Annotated in this window: 18 protein-coding genes; 9 read left to right on the top strand and 9 right to left on the bottom strand. The window is 33.0% G+C overall.

Annotation, left to right across the window (positions count from 1 at the left end):
• Positions 1 to 226: 226 nt before the first annotated feature.
• Together L3081_RS25555 and L3081_RS25550 are read left to right on the top strand one after the other, a co-directional pair.
• Positions 227 to 460 (top strand): hypothetical protein, encoded by a 234-nt coding sequence (locus L3081_RS25555; protein WP_242289476.1) that lies wholly within the window; start codon positions 227 to 229, stop codon positions 458 to 460.
• Between the two features lie 4 nt (positions 461 to 464).
• On the top strand, positions 465 to 731 hold the full coding sequence (locus L3081_RS25550; protein WP_242289474.1) for a hypothetical protein: 267 nt from the start codon (positions 465 to 467) through the stop codon (positions 729 to 731).
• On the opposite strand, the gene L3081_RS25545 is transcribed toward L3081_RS25550, so the two are convergent.
• From L3081_RS25545 to L3081_RS25525, 5 genes are all read right to left on the bottom strand, one after another.
• Positions 718 to 1,074 (bottom strand): hypothetical protein, encoded by a 357-nt coding sequence (locus L3081_RS25545; RefSeq protein WP_242289471.1) that lies wholly within the window; start codon positions 1,072 to 1,074, stop codon positions 718 to 720. The genes L3081_RS25550 and L3081_RS25545 overlap by 14 nt on opposite strands.
• 57 nt (positions 1,075 to 1,131) lie before the next feature.
• Entirely contained in the window at positions 1,132 to 1,734 is a 603-nt protein-coding gene (locus L3081_RS25540) for a hypothetical protein (RefSeq protein WP_242289469.1), read from the bottom strand.
• Positions 1,735 to 1,756: 22 nt separating this feature from the next.
• Complete coding sequence (locus tag L3081_RS25535) at positions 1,757 to 2,275, bottom strand: UvrD-helicase domain-containing protein (protein ID WP_242289467.1); 519 nt, start codon at positions 2,273 to 2,275, stop codon at positions 1,757 to 1,759.
• Complete coding sequence (locus L3081_RS25530) at positions 2,268 to 3,923, bottom strand: ATP-dependent nuclease (RefSeq protein WP_242289465.1); 1,656 nt, start codon at positions 3,921 to 3,923, stop codon at positions 2,268 to 2,270. The genes L3081_RS25535 and L3081_RS25530 overlap by 8 nt, the downstream gene beginning before the upstream one ends.
• A gap of 61 nt (positions 3,924 to 3,984) precedes the next feature.
• Positions 3,985 to 4,221, bottom strand: a complete 237-nt coding sequence (locus L3081_RS25525; RefSeq protein WP_242289463.1) for a helix-turn-helix domain-containing protein — start codon at positions 4,219 to 4,221, stop codon at positions 3,985 to 3,987.
• A 101-nt stretch (positions 4,222 to 4,322) separates the two neighbouring features.
• Between L3081_RS25525 and L3081_RS25520 the strand changes: the two genes are divergently transcribed.
• The 4 genes from L3081_RS25520 (at position 4,323) to L3081_RS25505 (ending at position 6,801) form a co-directional block, all read left to right on the top strand.
• Complete coding sequence (locus L3081_RS25520; protein WP_242289462.1) at positions 4,323 to 4,487, top strand: hypothetical protein; 165 nt, start codon at positions 4,323 to 4,325, stop codon at positions 4,485 to 4,487.
• A gap of 103 nt (positions 4,488 to 4,590) precedes the next feature.
• Positions 4,591 to 4,839 (top strand): hypothetical protein, encoded by a 249-nt coding sequence (locus L3081_RS25515; RefSeq protein ID WP_242289460.1) that lies wholly within the window; start codon positions 4,591 to 4,593, stop codon positions 4,837 to 4,839.
• A gap of 7 nt (positions 4,840 to 4,846) precedes the next feature.
• Positions 4,847 to 6,277: a DEAD/DEAH box helicase gene (locus L3081_RS25510; protein WP_242289458.1), complete on the top strand. Its 1,431-nt coding sequence runs from the start codon at positions 4,847 to 4,849 to the stop codon at positions 6,275 to 6,277.
• A gap of 74 nt (positions 6,278 to 6,351) precedes the next feature.
• Positions 6,352 to 6,801 carry a hypothetical protein gene (locus tag L3081_RS25505; protein WP_242289457.1) on the top strand — a complete coding sequence of 150 codons (450 nt, stop codon included), beginning with the start codon at positions 6,352 to 6,354 and terminating at the stop codon, positions 6,799 to 6,801.
• A 53-nt stretch (positions 6,802 to 6,854) separates the two neighbouring features.
• Here L3081_RS25505 and L3081_RS25500 read toward each other — a convergent pair whose 3' ends face one another.
• From L3081_RS25500 to L3081_RS25485, 4 genes are all read right to left on the bottom strand, one after another.
• Positions 6,855 to 7,871 carry a DUF4403 family protein gene (locus tag L3081_RS25500; RefSeq protein ID WP_242289456.1) on the bottom strand — a complete coding sequence of 339 codons (1,017 nt, stop codon included), beginning with the start codon at positions 7,869 to 7,871 and terminating at the stop codon, positions 6,855 to 6,857.
• Positions 7,820 to 8,581, bottom strand: coding sequence for a DUF4403 family protein (locus tag L3081_RS25495; RefSeq protein WP_242289453.1), 762 nt, complete (start codon positions 8,579 to 8,581; stop codon positions 7,820 to 7,822). The genes L3081_RS25500 and L3081_RS25495 overlap by 52 nt, the downstream gene beginning before the upstream one ends.
• 273 nt (positions 8,582 to 8,854) lie before the next feature.
• Positions 8,855 to 9,490 carry a hypothetical protein gene (locus L3081_RS25490; RefSeq protein ID WP_242289451.1) on the bottom strand — a complete coding sequence of 212 codons (636 nt, stop codon included), beginning with the start codon at positions 9,488 to 9,490 and terminating at the stop codon, positions 8,855 to 8,857.
• A gap of 7 nt (positions 9,491 to 9,497) precedes the next feature.
• Positions 9,498 to 9,995, bottom strand: a complete 498-nt coding sequence (locus L3081_RS25485; protein ID WP_242289449.1) for a UPF0236 family transposase-like protein — start codon at positions 9,993 to 9,995, stop codon at positions 9,498 to 9,500.
• A 190-nt stretch (positions 9,996 to 10,185) separates the two neighbouring features.
• Between L3081_RS25485 and L3081_RS25480 the strand changes: the two genes are divergently transcribed.
• From L3081_RS25480 to L3081_RS25470, 3 genes are all read left to right on the top strand, one after another.
• Positions 10,186 to 10,467: a hypothetical protein gene (locus L3081_RS25480; protein WP_242289447.1), complete on the top strand. Its 282-nt coding sequence runs from the start codon at positions 10,186 to 10,188 to the stop codon at positions 10,465 to 10,467.
• Positions 10,468 to 10,475: 8 nt separating this feature from the next.
• Entirely contained in the window at positions 10,476 to 10,724 is a 249-nt protein-coding gene (locus L3081_RS25475; protein WP_242289445.1) for a hypothetical protein, read from the top strand.
• A gap of 336 nt (positions 10,725 to 11,060) precedes the next feature.
• Positions 11,061 to 11,795 carry a 4'-phosphopantetheinyl transferase family protein gene (locus tag L3081_RS25470; protein WP_242289443.1) on the top strand — a complete coding sequence of 245 codons (735 nt, stop codon included), beginning with the start codon at positions 11,061 to 11,063 and terminating at the stop codon, positions 11,793 to 11,795.
• Positions 11,796 to 11,849: the final 54 nt, after the last annotated feature.

Raw genomic sequence — 11,849 nt, 5'->3', positions numbered from 1 at the left:
TATTATAAAGTACTAAGTCCGATACTATCTAGTATTGGAATTAGCGAAAAGGGGCGGCTAGACCGAAATATAAACTAGGTTTGTTGCTAGAGTTTTAAACTCTGTTACCGTGCTTTTGCTCCAATACATTGTTGAGTGTGACAACACGCATGAGCAGATAACGGATATTTTTACAAAGGCTTTAGGTAGATAACCCATAATTAATTAACAGAGAGTGACATATATTATGACTGAAAAAACAGTTAACAACGAAACACAAACATCATATAGCTTGACCAAAGCGCAAGCCAGAACCGTCTTTAATGCGCTAAACAACTTGTCAGGCGTGGTAGACAAACAACTAAAAGAAAATGCGGCTGCCGAGGGTAAGTGGGATAATTACCTAGAAAACCAACGTAGATCTCTAATTGAAAGACGCGACGAAGTTAGCCAATTAAAAAAGCTTTTTGATAAAAGGTAAAAGTATGGAAGCAGACCCGTTAGATTTATCAGATGAAAAATTTCAGTTTGAAAAAATAGTTGAGATTTTTAAAGGGGTGAGCATTGATTTTAATAATGTAAACCCTGTACTAAAACAAGAAGTTGAAAGAGCTGCAAAACTTGGTTGGGGATGTCCAATTTTTAATGCTAAAGATGATCTTGTCAAATGTTACATTCCATTAAAGGTAATAAAAACAGCACCTATTGAGTATGTAACAAAAATGGAGTTTTTCGACCTTAAAGCAGCTTAATATCCCCATATTTTATATTTAAATCTGAAACTCTTTTCTCAAGTAATTCAACTTCTCGTTTCAATTTTTGATTATCCATTTCATATTTAGCATTCAAAGATACTAACTTTTGAACATCTTCTTTAAGACGAATATTTTCATTTTTAAGTTTACCTTTATCAACTTTAGTTTGAGTTAACTTATCTTTAAATGAGTTGTCATTAGCAATAAGTACAGACATATTGTGGGTCTGAATTTTTGTAGCAATGTCAGAGTAACGATTATAAATGGTTGAATGTGATATCCCAACAGTTTCAGCTAAAGCTGTAACTGATATTTTGTTTTTTTCTGGTTTCTCAAGCAAAATTTTTAAATTTTTCTCTAGTATTATTCAACATAAGTAAATTCTCTGTATTTCCATTTACCCTCCCCAAATTGGTAGTCTACACTTTTCAATATCATTATCTTCAACTAAAAAAGCTAAACTATATCTAGATCTAGTACTAGCAACATAAAAATTATTTTTTGCCTTATCAGAAGAGCCTTTATCAAAAGCATTTAGATCTCCATATAAAAAATTTAAAATATTTTGTGTCGGAACAACTAATGTCCGATTAAAACCTAACCCTTTTGATACGCCAAAATTAACTTTTTTTATTGGAATTAAGTTTAAACCCTTAGCACTATTTATACTATTTCTCAAAATAACAGGAGAATATGTATCAATATATTTTTGTTGTTTGGATGAAGGAATAATAAATACTCCTTGATGCTCTTGAAACTCTAGAGGAATATTATCCACTAAAGATTTAGTTTCATCATAGCCTTCACCTTTATGAATAGTGTCAGAGAATTTACAAATACTTTGAATACAACGGCGACTAATAGACATATACTCAGTTGTAAATTTTAATCGTGAAAACGCATCTAACTTTTGTTGACTAGTACTAGGGATTTTAGGGTTGGATGTAGTGGAATAAATCGTTTGGCGAAAGTCTCCTACACAAGTTATAGGTATTTTCATCTTCACCATATCCTTTAAGACATTAAAATCCCAACCAAATGAGATCTTGTACTTCATCAATAAAAACATGTTGATATATTGATTCTAGTCTGGATATAGATTTCTTACTGCTAGTCGCACATATTCGTGTTGCTAATTTTGCTAAGAACTCTGTATGTGCTTTTGTTTTGCATGAAGTTAAAAAGTGACGAGAATTAAATTTTCCATTAATTTTTTCAGCTGTTCCTGGTATTGTTCTTCCATTTCTGAAGTGTGGATTAATAGTCGTAAAATTAATATTATTAATGCGTTCTGAAAAAATAGATGCTTGATAAGGGCGAATTAAATCTTCCAATAGAAATGTGTACCAACCTTTTACAATAATATTATTTGGATTGATAATATCCATACTATTATATTTAGATATAATTTCTTTTTGATTGTTTTCGGTATAAGTTATTATCAATACTCGATTATTATTATTAGCTAGTTGACAACACTCTTCTGCAATTTTATGTGTTTTACCTGCCCCTGCGCTAGCTATAAGTAATTTTTTAGTCAAAATACAATGCCTCCACTAAATAATCAGGGAATGCAATAATTCCTTCAGAGTCAAAAACTCTAATCGCTGTATCTACCTTTTTACCACCGAAGTTTTCTCCTTCACTTCCGTACCACTCTTTTAAAAACGACTGTTTATCAGTTAAGTTCTTACATGTTCTATTATACTTTCGATATGTTTGAGTTGATAACACAATTCGTGCAAACGAATCTAATGTCTCATCATCTTTGTTATTTTCTGCAATCAATGTTGGCTCCAAAGAATTCAGAGAATCATTTATATGTGAATAGAATGAAATAAAATCATACTCTGCATAATCATTCCCATAATCGATTATATTTTTCTGGTAATTACCATCATTGTCTTTAACAACATGAACAGTTGTCCCTATATGTTTAGCTATCTCTAAATAGCTTTTAAAACCGATTCCACGCACAACAATAATATCTATACCATCTTCTTCTGGTAACTTGTTATGATTTTGGAAATATATTTTTTTTAGTATAAGTTCATCTGAAGGACCTTCAACCAAAACAACCCTACTCGCTAGTGCTATCCTAAGAGTGTCATAACCAGGTAATCTTTTAAGTATTTTAGCTACTTTTTTATCAATGTCTTTCAGCTGTTTATATTCACGTCCGATTAAACATAAGTTTTTAATATTTAATTTATTAAGAACATAAGAACTATGCGTTGTAATAAATAATTGTTTTTCGTGTTGTTCAGCTATTTTAGATATTAGTCTACTGAGATTCATATGAGATAAATGGTTTTCTGGTTCTTCCACCATAACAAAATCAATATTGGCTGCTTTGTTGGCAATAGCTAATTTGATTTGTATTTGATTCTGCTCTCCCTTACCTATTAAGGGAAAATTGATATCATCTACAGCTAACTGTAATCCTGACTCAATATTTTGGTTATTAGAAATATCAGCTACAATTGATAAACATTGCTCTGTCACCATATTATCAGCATCAAGTTTATCGTTAATGCCTTTAACTTGAGGTTGTTCATTAAATGATTGTCGTAATTGACGATAATTCAAACTAAGTAGCGCTTTTTCTTTTTTATCTAGAGAAGCATCAATAATATTCCCTATATATTGGCTTTTCCCATAAGTCGGGTGCAATCTTGAAGGGTCGATTAAGAGTGACTTAGCTTCACGATTTAAATATTTAATATTATTCCAAGAAAAATCTTGCCAATTAACTTTATAAAATTCAGTAGGAATAGTACTTATGTCATTATTATCTTTTATAAAATCGTTATATGCAGCCTGTAATTCACAATCAAATAGGATATCTAATGTTATACCTTCGGCGTCAACATTTTGAGTATTATTAATACCTCGGTAATTAGGGCATCCTTCAAGGTATACCTCAATTTTAATAGGCGGTAAATTTCCTGAGGCGTAATCACTTTTAAAATAGTCTATTTTAGAAAGTACGTTAAATAATTCTGGAGTTATTTCTGAAGTAACTGACTTTCCACGATAACGTCCATTTACAACTAGTTCAATCGCTTCAAGGAGCGTAGATTTACCAGAATCATTATCACCAACGATAATATTTAGATCTTCATTAAAGCTAAAGGTTTCGCTAGAAAACTTTTTAAAACCACTAATATATATTTGAGTTATATGCATTTTGTTTCCATACCAGTTATTGTCCGTTGAATAATGATTTGTTCTTAAGTCTCTATTTAGATCAATCTAGTTTAACTTTATATTTCAATCTTGCAGGCATTATTTCTCCAAATTCGCAGTCTAGAGCATTAATGAGCTTATATAATGTTTCTAATTTTATATTAACCAGGCCTCTTTCCATCTTGCCGTAGTTACCTCTTTCGATACCAACATATGCAGCAAAATTCTCTTGAGAATAGCCGGCAGCTTTACGTTTTAATCTCAACATTTTACCAAATTCTATAACTAAATCACTCACCAAAGTTTTCCTTTAGGCAAAATGATTAGATTTCCATGTTGAGGGGTAAGACACCACGCCCTATAATACCCATTATTATTTAAATTTGACTAGGCTTTATTTTGAAATTAGACCCTGTAGTAGCTCAAATTATTGTGGTAGAAAGTTTTGACAACTTCACAACCGCTGATGTTCGAACAGCTTACTTAGCTTTAAAGAATGATGTGTCACTTGAGCCGACAAGTGTTAGGCGAAAGGTATACGCTGAACTTTTAAAGTCAAGTTAAAAAAGGCCGGCTTGAGAAGTTAATACCGAAGAGTAAAAAAGGACCTACGCGTTTTAGTAAAACATCTCTTTTTGATATTGAAAAAATTCAATTACAAACTGAATTGGAACATACCAAAGTAATTAAAGATATCAATAAAAAAAAGGAACAACTACTGAGTAAGTTGAATATTTACAAGGCCGATCTGTTATTGAATATGGGTGAGTATGAAGCGTATAAGGAGCTGTATTCAGAGTTTCCTGAATTGATTGATGAGATACAGCCTAAATACAACAAAGCTAGAGATAACAATACAAGAATACTAGGGAAGATAAGAGCCATTGAAGGCCTGATGAATAATGACAGCCTTTAGGTAAAATATGAAACTTAGACAATGGCAAAATGAGTGCATAACATTAGCGTTAAACGAGTACCAAAATAATAATCATTTTTTAGTATTAGCCACCCCAGGTTCAGGTAAGACTTTAATGGCATCTGAATTAGCCAATCAGTTATTAAAGAATAATCTGATTGATTTAATTATTTGTTTTTCACCTTCATCTATTGTGTCACAAGATTTCAGTGAAGTATTACAACTAAAAACTCAAGAACGATTTGATGGACTTATCGGTGCAAAAGGAAAATCACTCACGTATCAAAGTATGCAATACCTAGATGCTAACTTCTGGCAATTATTCCACCAATATAGAATCTTTGTAATTTTTGATGAGATCCATCATTGCGCGGGTTCAAATATTGATAATGCAAATGCATGGGGTGAACAAATAATACTTAACATTCAAAACAAAGCTAAATATACATTAGCATTAACTGGCACTCCTTGGCGCTCAGACACAGCTCCTATCGTTCTTTCAAACTATTCACACCCTAGTAATAAAATATCCTGTAATTACGTCTATGGTCTTTCAGAGGCTATTAAAGATAATGTTTGTCGTATTCCTCAAATAACAGCAATTGATAATGATAATATTTCTGTAATTGATAATGAAGAAACAAAAACATTTAGCAGCTTTAAATGCTTATTATCCGAATCAATAATTCCATATCAGGAAATAATTGAAAATGAAAAAGTTATTAAGTACATAATTTCATCTGCACAAAAGAAGCTAAACGCTATTAGAGAGGAAAACACTGGTGCCGCAGGATTAATTATTGCGTCATCAGTTGAACATGCACAGCAAATTTCTAGGTTAATGAAAGAATATCTTAATGAGGAATCTATAATTGTTACCTACAAAGAGAATGAGCCAACAAGCATTATTCAACAGTTTAGAAATGCAAAAACTAAATGGATCATTTCCGTAGGCATGATCAGTGAAGGAACAAACATTCCTCGTTTACAAATATGCTGTCATCTCACTAATATTAAAACAGAGATGCACTTCAGACAGATTTTAGGTCGAATACTTAGGATGACAAATTCAAAAAATCAAGAAGCAATAATGTATATGCCTGCTGAGCCTAAGCTATTGGAATACGCTTATCGAGTTAAGCAAGATTTACCCTTTGAAGCTGATGTAGTTAAGTTTGAAAAGATGGAAAAAAACAATCAAAACGATATTGATGAAAGTATCGCTAATACAGTTACTTTCAATAGAACACAAGCAAGTCCTAAACAGTTATATTTCGAACTTAGTGAACTTGATGATGTAGTTAAAGACGCTGATTTCCATAGTAAAGAGCAAATAATGGACGAACAATTTTTGATAAACTCTTATGAGAAAATGGTTAATATATTTGGTAAATTCAAACAAGAATCGATTGCTTTAGGCTTAAGTGATCTTAGATAGTTATGTTCGTCACTCAAATTTGAGTATTGTATCTTTAACTGTACTTATCATATTAAAAGCCTAGGAATAAATAAATGAAAACTTTCAGAAAAATTACACAACAAAAGGTTGCCAAACTAACCTGTGATGTTTGTCACCTAGAGGCTACTATTGATGATGGATATGAATTTCAGGAATTTATATCCATTGAACACACCTGTGGTTATGGTTCAATTCATGGCGATAATCAACAGATCTCTTTAGATTTATGCCAACATTGTTTTTCTAAAATGTGCGTAGATAATTTAACTATTATTGATCCTTTTAAACCTCAAACTCCTGAACAATTGGAATATGACAATATTTTTCAAGCCATCACACAATCTAAAAATGAAGCTACTGAATTAAAGGATAATAGCGATATTAAAATTTCTATTAGAGATATTCTATCTAATCAGATAATTACAAACCTAGAAGAACTTCAGACAGCCCTGAAACGTGTTAAACGACTTTGGGATGCAAAAAAGTGTGGACAAGTAATATAATATATAAAAGCCCTTTATATAAAGGGCTTGAGTGCAATATTGTTTAATCTAACTTACAATTCACTTAGATTGACATCTGCTTCAAAGCCAGTCTTAAGCGACAAGATAACTGCCAATTCTTTTTCTCTAATGATGACAGATTCATTTGTATCAACAATGGTGTCAATAAGTTTAAGAGAAATACCTTTAGTATCTTTTAACTTTTCACTCACCAAATTAGGAATTCCCTTTTCAGCTTCTGTCATAAATTTAGAAAAATTGTATTTAATTTTACTTTCAATAGTAGAAATAATTAATCCTTTGAATGCCGTACCTAATACTGGGTATATGTCATTGTTCACATTAAGACCGAAGTTGACATTCTCTACTCTCAATTCTTTATTTTTAAAAACGGGATAGGATGTTAGATAAACATCACCAGAGGTATCAAAAAGAGTGCCCAGTATTGGAAAATTCGCTAAAAACTTTAAAAATTTATTTTCTTTCGATTTAACAGTTAAATTCACTTTAATTGTCAATGCATCGCCTGTGGGGTAAATCTCGAATTTATTGACCTTCGCAATTTCATTAATCATTTCTTCATTAATCTTAGTAATCGTACTTTCTTGATTAATAAGCTTTTCAAGCTCTTTATAAGAAACGATAGCGGGTAGAGTTGCGGCAAGATAATTAACGGGAGGTTTATCGGTTAATTTTAGTGGTGGTAGTTTAAAGCCCTTTGAAATGATTTCATTTTCACTAACAAATGTATTTATAGAAGCGATAACACCTAATATTAAATTACCATTATTTAACTTAAGCCCGGTTGTCTCTAAGCTATTAAGTTTTGCATTAAAATAGTAATCGCCTATACCTTTTAATATGTCTGGTAATTTAGCTTTATCAGCAGTTAACGGGATAGCAATTGGTCCGAGCTTGCTTTCCGCTACACCTTTTATCTTGTCGCAATCGATAGCATTTTTTATAGCGTCTTTAAGATCACTTTTTTTAAGCATATTAACAATATTAAGTGGAGCCTTCAGATTGACCCAAAGTTCATCAGCCGGCTCAATTTTGGCGCACTTAACCATTTATAGCTGTAATCTAAATCTATAATCGGGCACCAATTCGTCGTTAAATCAATTTTAGTATCTACATACAATTCAATACCTGCGCTCAGATTTTTTTTAGTTAGCGAAAGCGCTTTAGCACCATCCCCTTTAAATCCAACGCTCCCTTTTAACTCAATAGGTAAGGTAAGTCTTAGTGTGTTATCTACTAATGAGGTGAACTGTATTTTTTTATCCGCAAACTTACCTACCTTGTAGGCCCATGTATACCCTATATTAACCGCGACAGTATCGGCATAGAGCCATTTATTTGGGTCATATAGTGGGTTTTTAGTTTTAATTTTCTTAGTCGGGTTGTAAGCGGGATTTTTGGTTTTAATACAACCACCCAAAAAACAGGCTTTAAGCCATTTTCTAGAATTATACAGTGGATTGTTAGTATAGAGCCATTTATTAGGGTCATATAGTGGGTTTTTAGTTTTTGCTCGGTATTGCTCATGAAACTCGTCTGAATCTTCATCTGAATAACCTTGTTCAGCTAATTCATTGGCTTTTTGCTCGATGTCCTTCAGGGGAATAACAACTGATGCAGATATAACAGAAGGTTGATATGTAAGTGGATTATCGTTAGCATAACTTTCTGGTTGGATTTGAATTTCCTCTAAAGAAGAACAGCTAAATAGAGTAAAACACAAACAAAATAAAACATTAGTAGAATTGAAATATTTCATAAAACTTCCTTTTATATATTTATATTGTAATTATGTTGGGTAGGATCATTTAAGAGCCTACAAGCATCTTATTAGAAAATATGATCAAAAAACATACAAAAATAAAATTAATAAATGGAAAAAAGTCTCCTGAAATTAAACATCACTAGTCTAATTTATATAAGCTATGTGAACGAGCCCATCCGAAGCGAGATTTAAAGGATGGACTTTATCAATTTGGGGTGGTTTCACTGGTGGATATTTAATCTCCGGTCAAAAAGTAGGCTTACGTACCTACATATGAATCGACCTTAGCTTCAATATTGACTCGGCACCAATTAAACCCCACCGTGCCCCTGTGATATCTAATCTATCGTTGATCAGGTGGCGGCAAGCTCCTTCTATTACACCACTCGCGATGGGGAACCCACTCAATAATGCTTTGCCATATTTTAAATTGTGTTTATTTTTCAGTAAGTAACTAGCACACTTATCTACACTGTCCCGCTGAACTAGCTTTCTTCTCGTTGCACTAATACGTATGCCTTTAGCGACTAGATTACACTTGCCATGCAGTATTTTAATGGCTCTATCAGCAACCCATTCTTCTACAGCGCTATCTCCCTTTTCAAAAAAGCACCAGGCTGCCTTCCAGAGGTATTCTAATACATGAATGAAATCCATCACGATTGTCGCTTTGACGTTCAAGCGTTTCATGATTTTGTTGATGATCTTGAGTTGATAGGGTAAGCCATCAACCAAGATCACCCATTCACGTTTATTCTGCGGATCTCTACGTAATGCTTCTTCAAAGGCTTCCTCGATAACCGACTCAGTTTCACGTTCAACACTCGCCCAAACCCGCTTATTACGTGCAGAAGGTCGCATAGTAGTGCTGATCTTGCTATCTTGTTCATCCTCGGTTTTCATGATCGACTCAGGCGCACTTAGCAATACTGCATCCTGTTGTATCACGGATCGTTTCAACCGCCTCATCATATGAGCCTCTGATAGTTTCCTTTGCGACCCGCTTTCTGACTCCGTCTGAATATTGGTCAGCGGCAAGATTCAATTCACCATCAAGTGGAAACTGACTTGCTTGGCGCCGTTGGTTATAGCGGTTCCTTTTGACGGTTACATCGCCAAACAAGGAGGTTAGCTTTCGGCTTGTCAGCTCCTTGACGTAATTGAGCTTGTCTCCTGCAATGGAAGTTATAAAATTCAGTCTTGGTTCGATACTCGCTTTTTGGTCCAAATATCCCTGAAAAAGACGTCTCAACAATTCGTCACCTTTAGTCCTGATGTATTGCTCGATTTCACCATGTTCACGGTTAGCATAGTGTGCTGATCCAAGTGATAAAATTATCTGTTCGAGTTGCACTTTGGCATCAGAAAAGAATGAAAGATCTGGAGATTTTAGGTAAGCTAGGTTCATTAGAGAGTCCTTTTTGTTTGTTTATCATTTTTAGTCACTTAATAAGTACCACAAACTGGGCTCTCTTTCACTTACAAATTAACTCAACCCAATGAAAATAAAGGATCTTTTCTAAGTTTTCGTCGATTCAAAGGATCTACACCCAATTACTATTGAAAGCCATGAAAAGAAATACACTAATTTGATATTAATGAAAGGTTATGAACTTAATCGTTTAATGGAATTGAAAGGTGTTCTCTTTTTAGAAGAAAAGGTTTTAATTGCGATAAGAATTTATTTGGATGCTGAACATAATCGACAATGCAAAATTGCTGAAGCTTGGAGAGAGCAGGACCTTTCCCTACGAACTGAACTTATTATTAAGCTATTAGAATCGGGAACATACGTTAGACATCAAATTAATCATTTAGTAGAAGCTAAAGCCAAGTTATTAAAAGAAGCTCAGCGAGATTTGAATTTTGTATGGGGGTAATTTGAATAATGGAATATTTAGTAATATCAATAGCATTGTGGTCGGTTTATTTTGTTTGGTACCTATTAAGGCTCAATAAATTAAGTAAAGAAATGAATGCTTGGAATCTAGATTCAGCACACGATCCTGATAAAGTAAGTGACCATCATCAAAGTATCGCACAAAAAAATTTAGATAGTTTTAAAGTAACTCATGGGGCAACTTTAATTATCTCAGCCATCGTGATAGTGGTTTATTACCTAATTCAAATGAAGTAGCAGGGAATATTAGCCCGTGAAATTGAATTGTATGAAAACGATTAATTGGAATTTAATTGGAAGAGCAGAAGATATTTAGTGAGCTTACGGCAGCCTAGCTCACCAACTCTTGGTGAGTTGAATTTTGTTGCCAACGCTTTGCGCAGGATTTGTGCGAATACCATCTGGAAGTTGACACACTGAATTTAGTTGACCAAGTCACTATGACAATTGATTTACGATGGATTACAACAGTTGCGATAATAAGTAAATCAGGCTTTATTGTTGACTAAATTAATAATATGGTCAGGTCAAAAAAGAACCAACCATTGGTACATATGAATAAGGAAAAATAAAGTGCAAGGAATTCAAAGACAGAAAATACAAACTTTTCTCAATCGAACATATTTCCCCCCTATAAGCAAACAAATTAATGTTATTATTGAAGGTGTAGACTACTGTCAGTTAGCATTTAAGCAAAAACTTTTTCAGTCATTAAATATTCAATTTCCTAGTGTATTAAATGAAGCCGTTGTCAAACGCCAATCTGAGTACCTTTGTCAAGGATATGTGGCTGTTAAAGCATTATCTAAACTAGGTTTTACAACTTATAATGTATCAACAGGAAAACACAGGGAACCTATATGGCCTCATGGAGTTTTAGGCTCTATAACGCATACAAATACTTCTGCATTCTGTACTGTTGCTCTTAGAAAAAATGTCCGATATCTTGGAATAGATCACGAAAATTGGATTTCTTCTATGAACGTAGAGGAAATTAAGAGAAGTATCATTAATAGCCAAGAAGATAAGTTAATAAGTCAAATAGACTTAGCATATGAACAGGCTTTTACATTAGTATTTTCCGCGAAAGAAAGTTTATTTAAAGCTTTATTTCCTTCCCTTCAATGTTATTTTGATTTCAAAGATGCCCAAATTATATGTATCCACATGAAAAATAAAACATTCATTATTAAGTTAACGACTACTTTATCTAAAACATTTAAAATAGGCGACATATTTTATGGGAGTTTTACCTATAATGCTAATTCTATACAAACATTAATCACAACTCTTCATACAAGTAATTAATACAATTTCCCCGTTATTTACTGCTTAATTTTCTCCAAAACCCCTAAATAAACT

It is taken from the genome of Colwellia maritima, from assembly GCF_022669015.1.
Taxonomy (GTDB): domain Bacteria; phylum Pseudomonadota; class Gammaproteobacteria; order Enterobacterales; family Alteromonadaceae; genus Colwellia; species Colwellia maritima.
This window is presented reverse-complemented; position numbering and strand designations above follow the sequence as displayed.

Bases quoted from the DNA above. Each gene is read 5' to 3' on its own strand.
- L3081_RS25555 (WP_242289476.1), top strand. From the start codon at position 227: ATGACTGAAAAAACAGTTAACAACGAAACACAAACATCATATAGCTTG.
- L3081_RS25550 (WP_242289474.1), top strand. From the start codon at position 465: ATGGAAGCAGACCCGTTAGATTTATCAGATGAAAAATTTCAGTTTGAA.
- L3081_RS25540 (WP_242289469.1), bottom strand. From the start codon at position 1,734: ATGAAAATACCTATAACTTGTGTAGGAGACTTTCGCCAAACGATTTAT.
- L3081_RS25530 (WP_242289465.1), bottom strand. From the start codon at position 3,923: ATGCATATAACTCAAATATATATTAGTGGTTTTAAAAAGTTTTCTAGC.
- L3081_RS25510 (WP_242289458.1), top strand. From the start codon at position 4,847: ATGAAACTTAGACAATGGCAAAATGAGTGCATAACATTAGCGTTAAAC.
- L3081_RS25505 (WP_242289457.1), top strand. From the start codon at position 6,352: ATGAAAACTTTCAGAAAAATTACACAACAAAAGGTTGCCAAACTAACC.
- L3081_RS25500 (WP_242289456.1), bottom strand. From the start codon at position 7,871: ATGGTTAAGTGCGCCAAAATTGAGCCGGCTGATGAACTTTGGGTCAAT.
- L3081_RS25495 (WP_242289453.1), bottom strand. From the start codon at position 8,581: ATGAAATATTTCAATTCTACTAATGTTTTATTTTGTTTGTGTTTTACT.
- L3081_RS25490 (WP_242289451.1), bottom strand. From the start codon at position 9,490: ATGAAAACCGAGGATGAACAAGATAGCAAGATCAGCACTACTATGCGA.
- L3081_RS25485 (WP_242289449.1), bottom strand. From the start codon at position 9,995: ATGAACCTAGCTTACCTAAAATCTCCAGATCTTTCATTCTTTTCTGAT.
- L3081_RS25480 (WP_242289447.1), top strand. From the start codon at position 10,186: ATGAAAGGTTATGAACTTAATCGTTTAATGGAATTGAAAGGTGTTCTC.
- L3081_RS25475 (WP_242289445.1), top strand. From the start codon at position 10,476: ATGGAATATTTAGTAATATCAATAGCATTGTGGTCGGTTTATTTTGTT.